At 64.6% G+C, this 16,308-nt stretch carries 15 protein-coding genes and 1 tRNA gene; 4 read left to right on the forward strand and 12 right to left on the reverse strand.

Going from position 1 to position 16,308, the window contains the following annotated elements; genetic code table 11:
* Positions 1 to 2: 2 nt before the first annotated feature.
* From E3N85_RS14340 to E3N85_RS14350, 3 genes are all read right to left on the reverse strand, one after another.
* A complete protein-coding gene (locus E3N85_RS14340) occupies positions 3 to 884 on the reverse strand; it encodes a carbohydrate ABC transporter permease (RefSeq protein ID WP_134464272.1) in 882 nt (293 codons plus the stop codon).
* Positions 881 to 1,804, reverse strand: a complete 924-nt coding sequence (locus E3N85_RS14345) for a carbohydrate ABC transporter permease (RefSeq protein ID WP_241978522.1) — start codon at positions 1,802 to 1,804, stop codon at positions 881 to 883. The genes E3N85_RS14340 and E3N85_RS14345 overlap by 4 nt, the downstream gene beginning before the upstream one ends.
* A 96-nt stretch (positions 1,805 to 1,900) precedes the next feature.
* Positions 1,901 to 3,193, reverse strand: coding sequence for a sugar ABC transporter substrate-binding protein (locus tag E3N85_RS14350; protein WP_198412121.1), 1,293 nt, complete (start codon positions 3,191 to 3,193; stop codon positions 1,901 to 1,903).
* A gap of 138 nt (positions 3,194 to 3,331) precedes the next feature.
* Between E3N85_RS14350 and E3N85_RS14355 the strand changes: the two genes are divergently transcribed.
* From E3N85_RS14355 to E3N85_RS14365, 3 genes are all read left to right on the forward strand, one after another.
* On the forward strand, positions 3,332 to 4,114 hold the full coding sequence (locus tag E3N85_RS14355; RefSeq protein WP_134464276.1) for a FadR/GntR family transcriptional regulator: 783 nt from the start codon (positions 3,332 to 3,334) through the stop codon (positions 4,112 to 4,114).
* Positions 4,115 to 4,213: 99 nt separating this feature from the next.
* Positions 4,214 to 5,671 carry an NADP-dependent phosphogluconate dehydrogenase gene (gene gndA, locus E3N85_RS14360; RefSeq protein ID WP_134464278.1) on the forward strand — a complete coding sequence of 486 codons (1,458 nt, stop codon included), beginning with the start codon at positions 4,214 to 4,216 and terminating at the stop codon, positions 5,669 to 5,671.
* Positions 5,672 to 5,790: 119 nt separating this feature from the next.
* A complete protein-coding gene (locus E3N85_RS14365) occupies positions 5,791 to 6,156 on the forward strand; it encodes a hypothetical protein (protein WP_134464280.1) in 366 nt (121 codons plus the stop codon).
* A gap of 342 nt (positions 6,157 to 6,498) precedes the next feature.
* Here E3N85_RS14365 and E3N85_RS14370 read toward each other — a convergent pair whose 3' ends face one another.
* The 3 genes from E3N85_RS14370 to E3N85_RS14380 form a co-directional block, all read right to left on the reverse strand.
* Positions 6,499 to 7,476, reverse strand: coding sequence for a ribose-phosphate diphosphokinase (locus tag E3N85_RS14370; RefSeq protein WP_134464282.1), 978 nt, complete (start codon positions 7,474 to 7,476; stop codon positions 6,499 to 6,501).
* Entirely contained in the window at positions 7,477 to 8,919 is a 1,443-nt protein-coding gene (gene glmU, locus E3N85_RS14375; protein ID WP_134464284.1) for a bifunctional UDP-N-acetylglucosamine diphosphorylase/glucosamine-1-phosphate N-acetyltransferase GlmU, read from the reverse strand.
* 35 nt (positions 8,920 to 8,954) lie between these two features.
* Positions 8,955 to 9,026 (reverse strand) — tRNA-Gln (locus E3N85_RS14380).
* A 121-nt stretch (positions 9,027 to 9,147) separates the two neighbouring features.
* On the opposite strand from E3N85_RS14380, the gene E3N85_RS14385 reads away from it, so the two are divergent.
* Positions 9,148 to 9,639, forward strand: a complete 492-nt coding sequence (locus E3N85_RS14385; protein ID WP_134464286.1) for a MarR family winged helix-turn-helix transcriptional regulator — start codon at positions 9,148 to 9,150, stop codon at positions 9,637 to 9,639.
* Positions 9,640 to 9,645: 6 nt separating this feature from the next.
* Here E3N85_RS14385 and E3N85_RS14390 read toward each other — a convergent pair whose 3' ends face one another.
* The 6 genes from E3N85_RS14390 to rsmA form a co-directional block, all read right to left on the reverse strand.
* Positions 9,646 to 10,305, reverse strand: coding sequence for a methionine ABC transporter permease (locus tag E3N85_RS14390; protein WP_092340641.1), 660 nt, complete (start codon positions 10,303 to 10,305; stop codon positions 9,646 to 9,648).
* A 1-nt stretch (position 10,306) separates the two neighbouring features.
* Positions 10,307 to 11,335 carry a methionine ABC transporter ATP-binding protein gene (locus tag E3N85_RS14395; protein ID WP_134464288.1) on the reverse strand — a complete coding sequence of 343 codons (1,029 nt, stop codon included), beginning with the start codon at positions 11,333 to 11,335 and terminating at the stop codon, positions 10,307 to 10,309.
* Positions 11,336 to 11,466: 131 nt separating this feature from the next.
* Entirely contained in the window at positions 11,467 to 12,357 is an 891-nt protein-coding gene (locus E3N85_RS14400) for a MetQ/NlpA family ABC transporter substrate-binding protein (RefSeq protein ID WP_134464290.1), read from the reverse strand.
* A 199-nt stretch (positions 12,358 to 12,556) separates the two neighbouring features.
* Positions 12,557 to 14,350, reverse strand: a complete 1,794-nt coding sequence (locus tag E3N85_RS14405; protein WP_134464292.1) for an ABC-F family ATP-binding cassette domain-containing protein — start codon at positions 14,348 to 14,350, stop codon at positions 12,557 to 12,559.
* A 41-nt stretch (positions 14,351 to 14,391) separates the two neighbouring features.
* Positions 14,392 to 15,318, reverse strand: coding sequence for a 4-(cytidine 5'-diphospho)-2-C-methyl-D-erythritol kinase (locus E3N85_RS14410; RefSeq protein ID WP_134464580.1), 927 nt, complete (start codon positions 15,316 to 15,318; stop codon positions 14,392 to 14,394).
* A gap of 51 nt (positions 15,319 to 15,369) precedes the next feature.
* Positions 15,370 to 16,167 (reverse strand): 16S rRNA (adenine(1518)-N(6)/adenine(1519)-N(6))-dimethyltransferase RsmA, encoded by a 798-nt coding sequence (gene rsmA, locus E3N85_RS14415; RefSeq protein WP_241978545.1) that lies wholly within the window; start codon positions 16,165 to 16,167, stop codon positions 15,370 to 15,372.
* Positions 16,168 to 16,308 lie beyond the last annotated feature (141 nt).

Here is a 16,308-nt window from a genome sequence, read left to right on the forward strand (position 1 = left end):
CCTTAGCCCTTGGTCGCACCGGCGGTCAGGCCGGACACGATGTATTTCTGGGTGAAGAGCGCGATCACCATGATCGGAACGGTGACGACGACGGCTGCCGCCATCAGGCTCCCCCAGTCGATGCTCGCATACGAGACGAAGTTGAAGATCGCCACCGGAAGGGTTTTGGTATTGGCTCCGGAGAGTACGAGCGCGAACATGAAGTTGTTCCACGAAAAGATAAAGGAGAGGATGCTGGCGGTTGCAAGACCGGGAACCGACAACGGCAGTGTGATCCGCAGGAACGCGCCGATGTGGGTGAGGCCGTCCACCTGCGCCTGCTCCTCCAACTCGAGCGGGGTCGAGTCGAAGTAGCTGATCATGATGTAGACGATGAGCGGCAGGGCGACGAACATGTGCGACAGAATCAACACACCGAAGCCGCCGACCATGCGCATGTTGGCGAAGATGAAGTACCACGGCACAAGCAGGCTGACGCCGGGGATGATGCGCGCCATGAGCACGACCAGCGCGGACCGGTGCATCGCGAAACGACTCATCGCATAGGCGGCCGGAACTCCGATAAGCAGGGAGAAGAGGGTAGACAGCAGCGCCACCCAAAAGCTGTTGAAGATGAATCCGAAATAGTTGTTGCGACTGAGCACATTGTCGTAGTTGCTGAGGGTCGGTGTGAAGAACACGGTCTTGCTGGCGTCGTAGATGTCGACATTGGTCTTGAGCGACGCGACGAACATCCATACCAGCGGAGCGATGAACAGCAATACCGTGAGGGTCAGGGCGACGACACGAAAGATCTTGTACGCTCGCGGTTTGCGACGCCGTGGTGCGCTCGCGACCGGGCGCGGTGTCTCGATGACGGGACGGGCTGGCAGGGTCGTGGTCATGACCGGTTCGCCTTTCTGCGGTACGTGAGCACCCACATGATCGCGATGATGAGCAGGAAGAACAGGATCAGCACAGTGGAGGCGATCCCGTAGTCGTTGTAGTCGAAGCTCAGGCCGAAGGCGTAGATGTTGAGCGTCTCTACCTCGTGGAATGACCCGCCGCCCTTGCCCTTGGTGGCATAGAGGATGTCAAAGGTTTTCAGGGCGTCGATTCCCCGCAGCACGATAGTGACGATGACGGTGGCGCGCAGCAGCGGCAATGTGACGAACCAGAAGCGCTGCCAGGAGTTGGCGCCGTCGATGCGTGCCGCTTCGTCGGGTTCGTCGGAGAGTGAGGTGAGACCGGCCAGCAGCATCAGTACGACCATCGGCGTCCACTGCCAGATGTCGACGAACATGAGCGTCGGCAGCGCCGTGTATTGACCAGAAAGCCACGGCTGGGCGGGAATGCCGATCCAGCTGAGCACCTGGTTGGCGAAGCCGATGTTCGGGTCGAAGATGAGGCGCCACATCATGCCCACGGCGACCGGGGTAGCCACCAGCGGCAGCAGGATCGCGACGCGAACCCATTTCTCGCCGCGGAACGGACGCCAGAGCAGCAGGGCGATACACATTCCCAGCACAAGCTCGATGGCGAGCGCTCCGCCGGTGAAGACGAACGTGCGCATCACGGCGGGCCAGAACCGTTCGGTGTCGGTGAGAACCTCGAGGTAGTTGCTGAGCCCGACTAGGTTGGATGCAGCGCGAACCGAACCTTCGGAGTCGGTCACGCTGAGATACAGGGTCCAGCCCAGCGGCACCGCGATGAGCAGTCCGACGAAGATCATTGCTGGAGAGGCGAAGAGCCACTTGCGATGACGGTTTGCCCAGGTGGAATAGTTCTTCCACATTGGGGGCTTAGTGGTGACCATTGTGGTCATCGTTCACCTCACACTTGGTGTTGCACGTACAGGATGACGGGGGCTGGCAGGGCGGATGACCGCGCTCGATCATCCGCCCCGGCTCAGTGGTACGGGCTATTCGTCGTCGAGGATGCCCTGGAAAGCATCGCTCGCGGCATCCGCTGCTGCATCGGAGTCGCCGCCGGTGATGGCGATAACGATCGGATCTCCCACGATCTCCCGAGCTTCGGGCACCTTGATGACGCGGGGGCGGTCATGACCGACGCCATTCTTCGTGCTCGTGGCGATCGCAGCGGCGAGGTCAGCCGGGTAGGTCGATGTGCCCTCGGGGTCTCCCCAAACCGACTGGCGCGCACCGGGAACGCCGTCCTGCTGCACCTCCAGGGTCAGTTTCGCACTCGTCGCCCATTCGATGAACGACCAGGCTTCGGCTGAGTAGGCGGATTCGGCGTTGACGCCGAGTGCCCAGGACGGCACGTTGTAGGCGACGGAGCCGCCGGGGCCAGCCGGCATCGGCGCGAAGCCGACCGTGTCGGACACCTTGGACGTCGCGGGGTCGGTCGCGTTCTTGTAGAGGCTGTCGGCCTCGGTGTAGAGTCCGGCCTGGCCCTGGGTGAAGATGGCCATGGCTTCCGGCCAGCTCATGTCGGTGCTGACATTCTCGGGACCGTAGTCGCGGATTAGTCCGCCATAGAACGCATAGGCTTCCTTGGCTTCCGGGCTATTGATGGCTGAGTTGCCGTCTTCGTCGATGAAGTCACCGCCGAAGCTGTAGAGAAAGCTGGAGAACTGGGTGACGGCGGCGGATTTGCCGGTGCGGGCAACGAAGCCGGCCACGCCGGGGTTCTGTTCCTTGATCGCCTGAGCCGCAGCTTCGAGTTCGTCCATCGTGGTCGGTACCTCGAGTCCGGCCTTGGCGAGGAGGTCCTTGCGGTAGTAGAGCACTTCCTGCTCGGTGATGATCGGTACCCCGACGACGTTGCCGTCATGGGTGGTCGACTCGACCGGTCCGGACTGGAAGTCACTCCAGTTCCAGTCAGCGTTCGACTCCACGTCGTCGCTCAGATCGGCGAGATAGCCGTTCTTCGCGAACAGCTTGCCTTCCTGAAGCGGGCGATACATCATGACGTCGATCTCGTCGGTGCCCGCATTGAGCTTCACGTTGTACTGATCGGAGAGCTGATCTTCGCCGTATTGGCTGAGCTCGACCTTCAGGCCCGTTGCCGCCTCGAACTCGGGCAACTTGCTCTTGATCGTGTCGGTCCAGACGTGGTTGGCGAGGGTGACCCGAAGAGTCTTCGCGCCCCCGTCGTCACCGGCACCGGCACTGCATGCGGTGAGTGTGCCCGCCGCGAGGAATGTCGCCGCGACGATGGCCGCAACGCGAACAACTGAATGACGCTTCACTGTGTCTCCCATTCGCAGAACCGGCGCTTTGAGCCACGGTTCCCAACAAAATGCATCTTTACATCTGTCTCGAAAGAAAACGTTACCGAATAAAGCATACTTATTCAAGTTTATTGCGGTAACGATATGATCAAGCGCATGACGCACAATGTGACGACCTGGCCCGGCGCCGACTCGCTCGTCGATTCGCCCCCGAGCCTTGACGACGGCACCCCCTCGACCAGCCTGCACGCGCGCGTGGTCGATCTGCTCGGCCTGGCCATCTGCGCCGGAGAACTGGCGAGCAAGTCGGTCTTCCGCATCGAAGAGCTCGAGGGACGATACGGCGTCTCGCGATCGGTGGTTCGCGAAGCCATTCGCGTGCTCGCCTCCATGGGCATGCTCGCCTCCCGCCGCCGCGTCGGCGTACAAATTCTGCCAGCGTCAGCGTGGAACCTGTATGACCCACAGGTCATCCGCTGGAGGCTTGCCTCGCCGGCCCGAATCGCCCAGTTGCGCTCACTGACCGAGCTGCGCACCGCTATTGAACCGCAGGCCGCCAGGCTCGCCGCCATCCGCGCTCCACTAGCGGATGCCAGCGAGCTGATGGGGCTGGCCGGCAAGCTGTGGGCCGCCGGCCAGGCCGACGACCCCGAAGCTTTTCTCGTGCTCGACATCGAGTTTCACCGCCTGGTGCTGGCCAGCTCGGGCAATGAGATGTTCGCCAAACTCAACACCCTGGTTGCCGAGGTACTGACCGGTCGAACGAACTACGGGCTGATGCCGCGGCATCCACACAACGAAGCGCTGCAACTTCACGTCGACGTCGCCAGCGCCATTCAGCGAGGCAATCCCGAGGCAGCCTACGAAGCCATGCTCGGCATTATGGAACGCGCCTTCAACGAGATGAGTAGCATCTGGGACGGCAATCCGACGCACTGAGCCCGATCACGCGTGTACTGATCCATGAATGTGCGACCGCGCAGCCTCGTGGAGTACCCTTGAGAGTGGTCTGTTGATCTCAGCCCCAAAGGAGAAAACGTGTCAGAGTCCGGTTCAGCACAGGCAAATATCGGTGTCGTCGGTCTGGCGGTGATGGGCTCCAACCTCGCCCGCAACCTCGCTGGCCGCGAGGGAAACACTGTCGCGGTCTACAACCGCTCCCCCGAGCGCACCCGCCTGCTCACGACCGAGCACCCCGAGGCGAATTTCGTGGCCTCCGAGAACATCGCCGATTTCGTCGCCTCGCTGACCCGCCCGCGCACCGCGATCATCATGGTGCAGGCCGGACGCGGAACCGACGCCGTCATCTCTCAGCTCTCTGAGCTGTTCGAACCCGGCGACATCATCGTCGACGGCGGCAACGCCGACTTCACCGACACCATCCGTCGTGAAAAGGAGCAAAGCGCCAAGAGCCTCAACTTCGTCGGCGCCGGCATCTCCGGTGGCGAAGAGGGCGCCCTCAACGGCCCGAGCATCATGCCGGGCGGCTCGGTAGAGGCGTACAAGACCCTCGGACCCATTCTCGAATCCATCGCCGCCGTCGTCGACGGCGTGCCGTGCGTCACGCACATCGGCACCGATGGCGCCGGCCACTTCGTCAAGATGATCCACAACGGCATCGAGTACGCCGACATGCAGCTCATCGCTGAGGCCTACGACCTGCTGCGCAAGGTCAGCGGGCACTCCCCCGAGGCCATCGCCGACGTCTTCACCGATTGGAACGGCGGGGAGCTCAACAGCTACCTGATCGAAATCACCGCCGAGATTCTGCGCCAGGTCGATGCCAAGACCGGCGAGCCGTTCATCGACGTCGTACTCGACGAGGCCGGCTCCAAGGGAACCGGCGTCTGGACCGTGCAGAACGCCCTCGACCTCGGCGTTCCGGTCGGCGGCATCGCCGAGGCGGTTTTCGCCCGTGCCGTCTCGAGCCACCCGGAGCAGCGCGGACCGGTGCGCGCCAGCATCACCGCCCGACCCGAGCTCGCCGTCGTCGGCCACACCTTTCAGGAAGACGTGCGCCAGGCGCTCTATGCCTCGAAGATCGTCGCCTACGCTCAGGGTTTCGACGCGATCATCGCCGGTGCGGCCAAGTACAAGTGGAACATCGACAAGGGCGCCATCGCTACCATCTGGCGCGGCGGTTGCATCATCCGCGCCCAGTTCCTCAACCGGATCGTGGACGCGTACGCCAACGACCCGTCCATCCCGAGCCTGCTCGTTGACCCGTACTTCGCCGAGGCCGTTGCCGCCGGCGAGGCCGCCTGGCGCCGCGTGGTTTCGACCGCCGCGCTGTCGGGCATCCCGGTTCCCGGTTTCGGTGCCAGCCTGAGCTACTTCGACTCGCTCGCGAGCGAACGTCTGCCAGCCGCCCTGGTGCAGGGACAGCGCGACTTCTTCGGGGCGCACACCTATCACCGCGTCGACATGCCCGGCACCTTCCACACCCTGTGGTCTGGCGACCGCACCGAGATCGTCACTGAGGCGTCTACGCACTGACAGCAGCAGCGTGGCCGGCCGGCGGCATCCGCTCCTACCCTAGGGTTTGAGCGGATGCCTCCGGCCAGTTCTTTCTCACCGGCAGCTTCACACCAAGTTCTGAGAGACTGGGGGTCTCCATGACTGACAATCACCCTGAACTCTCCGGCTACGAGCCGAGCGATAACTACCGCCCCTTGCGCGGCAAGCACTTCGCGACCGTTCTGCGGGTCGTCGTCGTGTTCGGGCTCATCGCCCTGGTCGTGCCGGGCGTGCTCACGACCGTGCGGGTCGCCTCCGACACCGCCGCCAACACCTGTGCGACGGCCGTCGCCCAGTACTATCCCTCGGCGGTCGACTTCGACGCCCGCTTCGACCTTGCCGGACCCGGCGGATTCGGTTGGCAGTGCTATGCCATCGACGACAACGAGCGCGCCACTTTCGTGACGCCGCTCGGGATCATCCCCTCTGCGCCTCGCCAGCTACCCCCCGGCACCCCCACCTAGCGGCCCCGGGGCGCTGCGGCACCATGAGCCGTGAGCTTGGTTGCGTCCGCCCCGCTCAGCCGTGACTTTCGGCCCCGAAATCGACTCACACGAGCCGAAACTCACGGCTCGACAACTTAAACCCACGGCTCGGCGAGGTGAGTTCCACCGGTCGGCACTTTTCAGCCCTGAGCACAGCCCAACTCTCGTGGTGGGGCGGCGCGAAAGCGACAATGTTCGCTATACGGGTAGAAGCAAGCATTCCTGGCGCACCCAGTGTGGCGCGCGGTCAACGAACGGGAGGCGGCGGCCGCAGCCACCGCCTCCCGAAACTAGCCACTCCCGCGGCCGGATGACCTACCGCTACGCGGCGCCGTCGAACATCGAGGTGACCGACCCCTCGTCGAAGACCTCATGAATGGCGCGGGCCAACAGCGGGGCGATCGGCAGCACCGTGAGGGTCGGAAAGCGCTTTTCCGGCGGGATCGGCAGGGTGTCGGTGACGACCACGGCGCTGATGGCCGGGTTCTGCAACATGTCCACAGCCGGGTCGCTGAACACGGCGTGCGTGGCAGCGACGACGACGCCGATGGCGCCAGCGTCGCGCAGGGCTTCGGCCGCCAGGGCGATCGTGCGACCGGTGTCGATCATGTCGTCAACGAGCAGGCAGACGCGGCCCTCGACCTGGCCGACGATTTCGTGCACGGAGACCCGGTTGGGCACGAGCGGGTCGCGGCGCTTGTGGATAATCGCCAGCGGCACTCCAAGACGGTCGCTCCAGATGTCGGCGACGCGCACGCGGCCCATGTCGGGCGAGACCACGGTAAGGGTGGCGGGGTCGAGCTTCTCGCGGAAGTGCTCGAGCAGCACCGGCATCGCGAACAGGTGGTCGACGGGACCGTCGAAGAAACCCTGGATCTGGGCGGCATGCAGGTCGATCGACATGATGCGATCGGCGCCGGCAACCTTGAACAGGTCGGCGACGAGGCGCGCCGAGATCGGCTCGCGGCCGCGCCCCTTCTTGTCTTGCCTGGCGTAGGGGTAGAACGGGGCGACGACGGTGATGCGCTTGGCCGAAGCGCGCTTGAGCGCGTCCACCATGATGAGCTGTTCCATCAGCCATTCATTGATCGGCGCCGTGTGGGACTGAATGACGAAGGCATCCGACCCGCGCACGCTCTCATCGAATCGGGCGTACAGTTCGCCGTTGGCGAAGGTGCGCGCGTCGGTATGGAGCAATTCAGAACCAAGCTCCGTGGCGATATCGAGCGCGAGTTGCGGGTGTGCTCGCCCCGTAACCAGTACTAAACGTTTTTCGCCGCTGGTCTTGATTTCCGACACTTATTCTCCAGTCTCTATGGTGCTGCTGCTCGCTGCGGCAGCTCTGGCCGCAGCAGTGCCTGCACGGTTGGTCTCGACCCAGCCGTCCATATTGCGCTGGGGAGCCACCGTAATGGCCAGCGCCCCGGCAGGCACATTCTTGCGGACGACCGTACCTGCCCCCGTGTACGCTCCGTCCCCAATTGTAATCGGCGCGACGAACACGTTGTGCGACCCGGTGCGCACGTGCGACCCGATCGTCGAGCGGTGTTTGGCGACGCCGTCGTAGTTGGCGAAGATTGTTCCGGCACCGATATTCGACTGCGCACCGACGGTGGCGTCGCCCACATAACTCAGGTGCGGCACCTTGCTCCCGGCGCCGATCTGGGCGTTCTTGGTCTCGACGAAGGCGCCGATCTTGCCGTCGGGACCGAGCACGGTATTCGGCCGCAGGTACGAGAACGGGCCGACGGATGCCCCGGCCTCGATGACCGCCAGGGTCGCGTCGGTGCGATTCACGCGGGCATCCTCGCCGATTTCGCAGTCGCGCAGGGTGGTATCCGGGCCGATGATCGCGCCGGAAGCCACCACGGTGGCCCCGACAATCTGGGTACCGGGCAGCAGGGTGACGTCCGCCGCGAGCACGGCCTTGAGGTCGATCCAGGTGGTAGCCGGGTCTTGCACGGTCACGCCGGCGAGCTGCCAACCACGTACGATGAGCGCGTTGAGTTTCTGCGCGGTATCGCCGAGCTGGGCCCGATCATTGATGCCGGCCACGATCCAGGCGTCGGCGACGGGAACGGCGCTCACCTCGGAACCAGCCCGGCGCAGCAGTTCGATCACATCGGTGAGGTATTTCTCGCCCTGCGCGTTGGCCGTCGTGAGCTGGTCGAGCTGCTCGCGCAGCGCGGCCAGGCCAAACAGGTAGACGCCCGCGTTGATCTCGGCCACGGCCAATTCAGCATCCGTCGCATCTTTCTGCTCGACGATGCGATCGAAAGCGCCTTCGACCGAGCGGATGATGCGGCCATAGCCGGTCGCATCGTCCGGGTAGGCGGAGAGCACGGTACCCGCGGCTGCACCCTGACGGTGGGAGGCGATGAACGAGGCGAGCGTGGCGGCGTTCAGCAGCGGCACGTCACCATTGATGATGAGCACGTCGCCATCGAAATCGGCCGGCAATGCGGCGACGGCCTGCTCGACGGCCCGGCCGGTGCCGGGGATTTCGTCCTGGTCGACGATCGTGCTGCCCGGCAGGTCTTCGGCCACGACGGCGGCCAGCAGGTCGCGTTCGTGCCGCACGACGGTAATGACGTGGGCCGCATCGAGGGCACGCGCGGTGGCCAGCACGTGGCTCACGATGGGAACTCCGGCGAGCGGATGCAGCAGCTTGGGCAAACTGGACTTCATGCGCGTGCCCTGGCCGGCGGCCAACACGATGATGGCGAGGCGGGCGTCTGTCACGGTATTCCTAACGCAGTGATGAGAGAAATTAAGTGCTCCGCCACCAGGATTCGAACCTGGACCGAACAGCTCCAAAGGCTGCCGTGCTGCCGTTACACTATGGCGGACCATGCCGACCGAGACCAGCAACTAGTCAAGTCTGCCAGACTCTCACGCCTCGCGGCGCACACCCGGCCCCCAAACGACCCTCCGGCGAGGAAACCCCCGGACAAGCGGGATAATGGAGAAATGCCTGGCCATGATGAAGTCGATCGGATCGTCGATTCGTGGCTGCGCGAACGCCCGGATCTTGATTTCGCGCCGTTGCAGGTGCTCAGCCGGGTCGCGCGGCTAGCGAAACACCTCGATCGGGCCCGCCGCACCGCGTTCTCCCGCTCGGAACTCGCCTCGTGGGAGTTCGACGTGCTCTCGGCCCTGCGCCGGGCCGGCACACCCTACGAGCTCAGTCCGAAAGCCCTATTGCAGCAGACGCTCGTCTCGAGCGGCACCATGACAAACCGCATCGACGGGCTGGTCGACCGCGGGCTGGTGACGCGCCGCTCCGCACCGAACGACGGTCGCGGCATTCTGGTGGGTATGACGCCCGCCGGGCTCAGCCGAGTGGATGCCGCCATCACCCGGCTGGTCGACGCGGAAGCCGACCTGCTCGACACCCTCTCAGCGACCGACCAGGAACGCCTGGCGGCGCTGCTGCGCAAGCTCAGCCTCGACTTCGACTAGCCACCGCTACCGGCGGAGAGCCTTACGCGCGAGGTAGTTGCCGAAGAACTGCACGAACTGCACCAGCACGATGATGAGCAGCACGGCCGCCCAGGTCACGATTGGGTTGAACTGACGATAGCCATAGAGCAGCGCGAAATTACCCAGGCCCCCGCCACCGACGTAACCGGCGACGGCCGACATGTCTACGAGGGCGACAAAGATAAACGTGTAGCCGAGAATCAGCGGGCCCAAGGCCTCCGGCAGCAATACCGTGAAGATGATGCGAATCGGCCCGGCGCCGACGCTGCGGGCGGCATCGATCACACCGGGCGTCACGGTGAGCAGGTTCTGCTCCACAATGCGGGCCATGGCGAAGGACGCCGCGAGGGCGATCGTGAAGATGATCGCATTGTTGCCGATGCCGCTGCCGGTGACGGCCCGGGCGAGCGGTTGCGCCGCGGCGAGAAAAATGATGAATGGAATCGGGCGTATGAAGTTGACCAGCAGGTTGAGCACGAAAAACAGCGGCTTGTTCTCAAGGATGCTGCCCGCGCGGGTGAGGTAGAGCCCGAGGCCGACCAGCAGGCCGCCGAGGCCGCCGAAGAACAGGGTGAGCGCGACAATATAGAGGGTCTCGTAGGTGGCCGTCCACAGTTCGGGCAGCAGGTCGATGAGTGCATCCATATCAGCGCACCTCCGTGACGGTCGTGAGCGTTCGAATGTGGGCGAGTACCTGGTCGATGACCGGGTCGACGCCGGAAAGAGCGAGCGTGAGATGCCCGAACGGGCGCCCCTGGATCTCATTGATGCCGCCGTAGACGACCTCGAACGCCACTCCGGCCCGTGAGAGCTCACCGAAAACGGCCGTCTGGTCAACCGCGCTGTCGCGGAAGGCGAGCGTCACGATGCGGCCCGTGTGCCGCTCGCGCAGCACGGCGAGTTCGGCCGCAGACGGCACCCCCTTGACCACGGTCGAGACGAAGCGAACGGATGCCGCGGCTTGCGGGTTCGAGAACACGTCAAAGACGGGTCCGCGCTCGATGACCCGGCCTTGGTCCATCACGGCGACCTTGGTCGCGATGGTCTGGATGACGTCCATTTCGTGGGTGATCACGATGATGGTGACCCCAAATTCCGCATTCACCCGTTTCAGCAGAGCGAGTACCTCGTGGGTGGTTTCCGGGTCGAGCGCGCTCGTGGCCTCGTCAGCGAGCAGGATGCTCGGCTGGGTGGCGAGGGCACGGGCGATGCCCACGCGCTGCTTCTGACCGCCGGAAAGCTGGTCGGGGAAGGACCCGGCCTTGTCGGCGAGGCCGACGAAGTCGAGCAGTTCAGCCACGCGGGCGGCGCGCTGCTCCTTGGGATGCCCGGCCACTTCGAGCGGGTAGGCCACGTTGCGCGCTACCGTGCGAGAGCCGAGCAGGTTGAACTGTTGAAAGATCATGCCGATGCCCAGGCGCACCTTGCGCAGCTCGCGCTCCGACAGCACGGCGATATCCTGTCCGTCGACGATGATCTCGCCGCTCGTTGAATGTTCGAGAGCATTCACGAGTCGCACAAGGGTGCTCTTACCGGCACCGGAGTATCCGATGATCCCGTAGATGTCCCCGGCCTCCACGTCGAGACTGACCGAGTCGATCGCCGTGACACTCGGTGCACCCTTGCTCGCGGGCGGGTACACCTTGCTGACATTCCTCAGGCTTACTAGAGCCATCCGTTGTTCCTCAAAAACCTTCTTGTTGCTGATGTGTCGTGATGTCGCACCCGGAACACGAACGAGCAGTCTCGGCTTGTGGCCGTGAATCTCACAAAGAACCGAAACTGCTCACGCGGTAACGCTGATGCTTACTTCTGAGCCTTAGTGTCGGCCTCGACCGCGACGCGCGACGCTTCAAGCTCGGAAACCGGGGTCGTCAACAGCACTGCCGTGTCGCCGGACGCTTCGCGAACGCCATCCTGAACGGCCTTCGTGGTCTGGTAGATCTCGACGAGCTTCTGGTATGTCGCGTTGTCTTTGTCCTCGGCGCGCGCGGCAAAGACGTTCGCATAGGGCACGGACTTGGAGTCGGCCGGATCGTCCTGGGCGATGGCATCCGAGAAACTGAGCCCGGCCTTTCCAACAAACTCGTTGTTGACGATCGCGGCGGCGACGTCGGGCAGCGAGGTCGTCGTGAGCGACGCGTCGAGAGCCGTCACTTTCACCCGCGACGCGGCGGTGTCGATGTCGTCGAGTGACGACGAAATCGTGCCGCCGTCGGTGAGCTTGATCAGACCGGCTGACTGGAGTACGACGAGGGCGCGGGCCATGTTGCTCTGGTCATTGGGCACGGCGACCGTGTCGCCCTTCTGAATCTCATCGACGCTGGTGTACTGCGTGGAATAGAGACCCAGCGGGTAGATTGCGGTGGCGCCAATCGCCGAGAGGTCCTGGCTGCTCGCCACGTTGTAGTTTGCGAGGTAGACGATGGTCTGGAATTGATTGAGGTCGATTTCGCCGGCGGTCAGGGCAGGGTTCGGCTGCTCGTAGGTAGCGAAGTTGACCAGGTCGACCGTGATCCCTGCGTCGGCTGCGGCTTCCTTGAAGACGCCCCAGTACGGTTCGCTCTCGTCGACGACACCGATCTTCACGACATCTTCACCACCAGCAGCGCCTGCGCACCCGGCCAGCAGTGCCGCAAGCGGCAGAATCGCGAGTGCGGCCAGTGCGGACTTCTTGAAGGAACGTGGCTTTTTCATGGAGGGTCTCTTTCGCTGTGTGAATTCCCCGAGAGCGCCGATGGCGATTATGGGCACAGCGATTATTTGGGCACAGATCAACCCAGGGTATTGGGGGTGGGGGTCTGTGCCGCAGCTCTGCGAGGCACTCAACTACGATACGCGCCGAAACTGCGACGCGTGGGCCTCCCGGACACACTGCGTCACAGTTTCTGCGACGTTAGCTTTCGATCAACTCGGTAAGTTCGACCCAGCGGGTTTCGAGCGTGACGATGGTCTCCTCGAGTTCGGTCAGCTTCACGCCGAGCGCGCCCAAACCGGCAAAGTCGGACTGGTCGTGCACGGCCAGATTCTCGTGCGCCTGCGCGATGCGCTCCTGCAGTTTGACCACCTTGCGGTCGATCGACCCGAGTTCCTTCTGCGCGTTACGCAGTTCAGCCCCGCCGAGGGTGGGGATCTTCTTCGCCGAGCCGGAGGCATCCGCGGGTGTTCCGGAGGCTGGGCCGGCGACGGCCTTGCGGCGCACCTCGAGGTACTGGTCGACGCCGCCCGGCAGGTGGCGAAAACCGCCGTCCATGACCGCGTACTGATTGTCGGTGACACGCTCGATCAGGTACCGGTCGTGCGAAACGACGAGCAGGGTGCCAGGAAAGGAGTCGAGCAGGTCTTCCATGGCGGCGAGCATGTCAGTGTCGAGGTCGTTGGTGGGCTCGTCGAGGATGAGTACGTTGGGCTCGTCGAGCACGATCAGCAGCAGCTGCAGGCGGCGCTTCTGACCACCGGAGAGGTCCTTCACCTGGGTGGTGAGCTGGGCGCTCAGAAAGCCCATGCGTTCGAGCATCTGGCCCGGTGTGATCTCCTTGCCGCCGGCCATGTAGCTTGTCTTCTGACGGCCGATGACGTCGCTCACGCGATCGTTGCGAATCTCGTCGAGTTCGAACAGCTGCTGGGTGAGCACAGCGACCTTGATGGTCTTGCCGCGCTTCACGTGGCCGGTCGTGGGCTGCAGGGTGCCGGCGACCAGGTTGAGCAGGGTGGACTTGCCGGCACCATTGACGCCCATGATGCCGGTGCGCTCCCCCGGCGCGATGCGCCAGGTGATGTCGTTCAGCACGGTTTTGTCACCGAACTTCACGCCGATGTCGATGAGGTCGACGACGTCCTTGCCGAGGCGCTGCATGGCCATGGACTGCATCGACACGGTATCGCGGGGCGGCGGCTCGTTCTCGATCAGTACGTTCGCAGCATCGATGCGGAACTTGGGCTTCGCCGTGCGGGCCGGGGCGCCGCGGCGCAGCCAGGCCAGTTCCTTCTTCATCAGGTTCTGACGCTTGGATTCGACCACCGAGCTCATGCGATCGCGCTCGACGCGCTGCAGGATGTAGGCGGCGTAGCCCCCCTCGAAGGGTTCGATCAGGCGGTCGTGCACCTCCCAGGTAATGTTGCAGACCTCGTCGAGGAACCATCGGTCGTGGGTGACGACCACGAGTCCGCCGCTCTGCGCGGCCCAGCGGGTCTTGAGGTGACCGGCGAGCCAGGAGATGCCCTCCACGTCGAGGTGGTTGGTGGGCTCATCGAGAAAGATCACGTCGTAGTCGCCGATGAGCACGGCGGCCAGGGCCACCCGGCGGCGCTGCCCACCGGAGAGGTCGTCGACGAGGGCGTCCCAGGGGATATCGCGTACGAGTCCGCCGATGACATCGCGCACCTTGGCATCGCCGGCCCAGACGTGTTCTTCGATGCGGCCGACGATGGTGTGGCCGACCGTCTGGCCGGAGGCGAGGTCGTCGGACTGGTCGAGCATGCCGATGGTGACGCCGCGCCGCCGAGTGACGCGGCCCTCGTCGGGCTCCATACGGCCGGCCAGTAGGCGCATGAGGGTGGACTTGCCGTCGCCGTTCTTGCCGACGACGCCGATGCGGTCGCCCTCGTTGAGGCCGGCGGTGACGCTGTCAAAAATGACGCGGGTAGGAAATTCGAGGTGCAGGGACTCAGCCCCGAGAAGATGTGCCATAGCCTCCCAGTTTACGGCACGCCGGGACGCACGATTCCGGGCTAGATGAGGCGGGCGCCGTGCACCGGGCCAGTGGCGCGCACGACGCGCAGGCGGGAGGCGGAGAGCGCGACCTGCAGTTCGAGCGCGCTGTCGGCATCCGCTACCAGAAAAGCCACGGTCGGGCCGGAACCGGAGAGGATGCCGGCGAGGGCGCCGTTCTCTTCGCCGAGCTGCAGCACCTTGCCGAGGCCGGGCGCGAGGTGCAGGGCGGGGGCCTGCAGGTCGTTGTGCAGCGCGTCGGCGAGCATGTGCGGGTCGCCCGCTCGCAGCGCCTGCAGCACGTTGGCGTCGACGGAGGGCTGATGCTGAGCCGGATAGATGTCCTGTGCGTGGCGATCGCGGTGCCGATCAAGCTCCTGGAAGACGCCCGGCGTGGACATGCCGAAGTCGGCGAGGGCGAGTACCCACTGAAATTTGCCCTTGGCCAGGGCTGGGCTGAGCCGATCGCCGCGCCCGGTTCCGATGGCGGTCCCGCCGGTGAAGGAGAACGGCACGTCGGCGCCAAGCTCCGCCGCGATGGCGAGAAGTTCATCTTTGGTGGCGCCGGTAGCCCAGAGGGCGTCGCAGGCGAGGAGGGTGGCCGCGGCATCGGCCGAGCCGCCACCCATACCACCGGCGATTGGCACGTTCTTCTCGATCTCGAGGTGAACACCGCCGCGATAGCCGGTCTTGCGGGCCAGGGCCCTGGCCGCTTTGATAGCCAGGTTGCTCCCGTCGGTCGCGAGACCGGAGGTGTCGATGCTGCCGCTGAATTCCACCGAGAAGTCGCTGGCCGGGGTGGCCCGCACTTCCTCGAACAGGGAGACGGCCTGGTAGGCGGTCGCGAGGTCGTGGTAGCCGTCTTCGAGAACGGCGCCAACCTTGAGGAAAACGTTGATTTTGCCGGGTGCCCGCGCGTGCACAACGCTGGTGCCGGCGGACGTCATCATGCTTTTAACTTAGCCCAGCCTGTCGGCCCGCACGGACCGCCCCTGCGGCTACGCGGGCATCCAGACGCGCGCGATCGCGAGGAAGTCGTGCACGGTGAGCTGCTCGCCGCGGGTTGTCGGGTCGATTCCGGCCGCCGTCATGACAGCGGATGCCGCCGCCGAGTCTCCGAGAACGACCGACAGCGACTGGCGCAGCATCTTGCGGCGCTGCTGAAAAGCCGCGTCGACGAGCGCAAAAGTCTTGAGTCGCAGTTCTTCGGATTCCAGCGGCGCCGTGCGGCGTTCGAAGGCGATCAGGATCGAGTCGACGTTCGGAACCGGCCAGAAAACCTGGCGGCTCACCTTGCCGGCGGTGCGGAAGTCGCCGTACCAGGCGGCTTTGACACTCGGGCTGCCATAGATTTTGTTGCCGGGCGGGGCGGCAAGGCGCTCGCCGACCTCGGCCTGCACCATGACGACGCCGGCCCGAATGGATGCGAAGTGTTCGAGCAGGTAGAGCAGCACCGGCACCGAGACGTTGTAGGGCAGGTTGGCGACGAGTCGGGTGGGGTCGCCCGGCAGCTCGGTGATTTTCAGGGCGTCGGCGCGGATGACCGTGAGTCGGGCATCCGGCTGCATCAGTTCGACGGTGAGCGGCAGCTGCTCGGCGAGGCGGTCATCGATTTCGACGGCGACGACGCGTGCGCCGATTTCGAGCATGCCGAGGGTGAGCGAGCCGAGGCCGGGGCCCACCTCGACGACGGTATCGCCGGGCGCGACGGCGGCGACCTTGACGATGCGCCGCACTGTGTTGGCGTCGATGACGAAGTTCTGGCCGAGCTTCTTGGTCGGATTGACACCGAGCATCTCGGCGAGGTCGCGAATCTCGGCCGGGCCGAGGAGGGTCTTCGTGGACCTGGCCGGGTCCGTCGGCCGTTGCGGCGTCGGTATGGCGATCTCGGCCGGTTCGACCGGCAGGACGAGTGCGTTTTGGGGAGCTGCTTCGGT

Origin of the sequence: Cryobacterium sp. Hz9 (genome assembly GCF_004402825.1) — a bacterium.
GTDB classification, from domain to species: Bacteria; Actinomycetota; Actinomycetes; order Actinomycetales; family Microbacteriaceae; genus Cryobacterium; species Cryobacterium gelidum.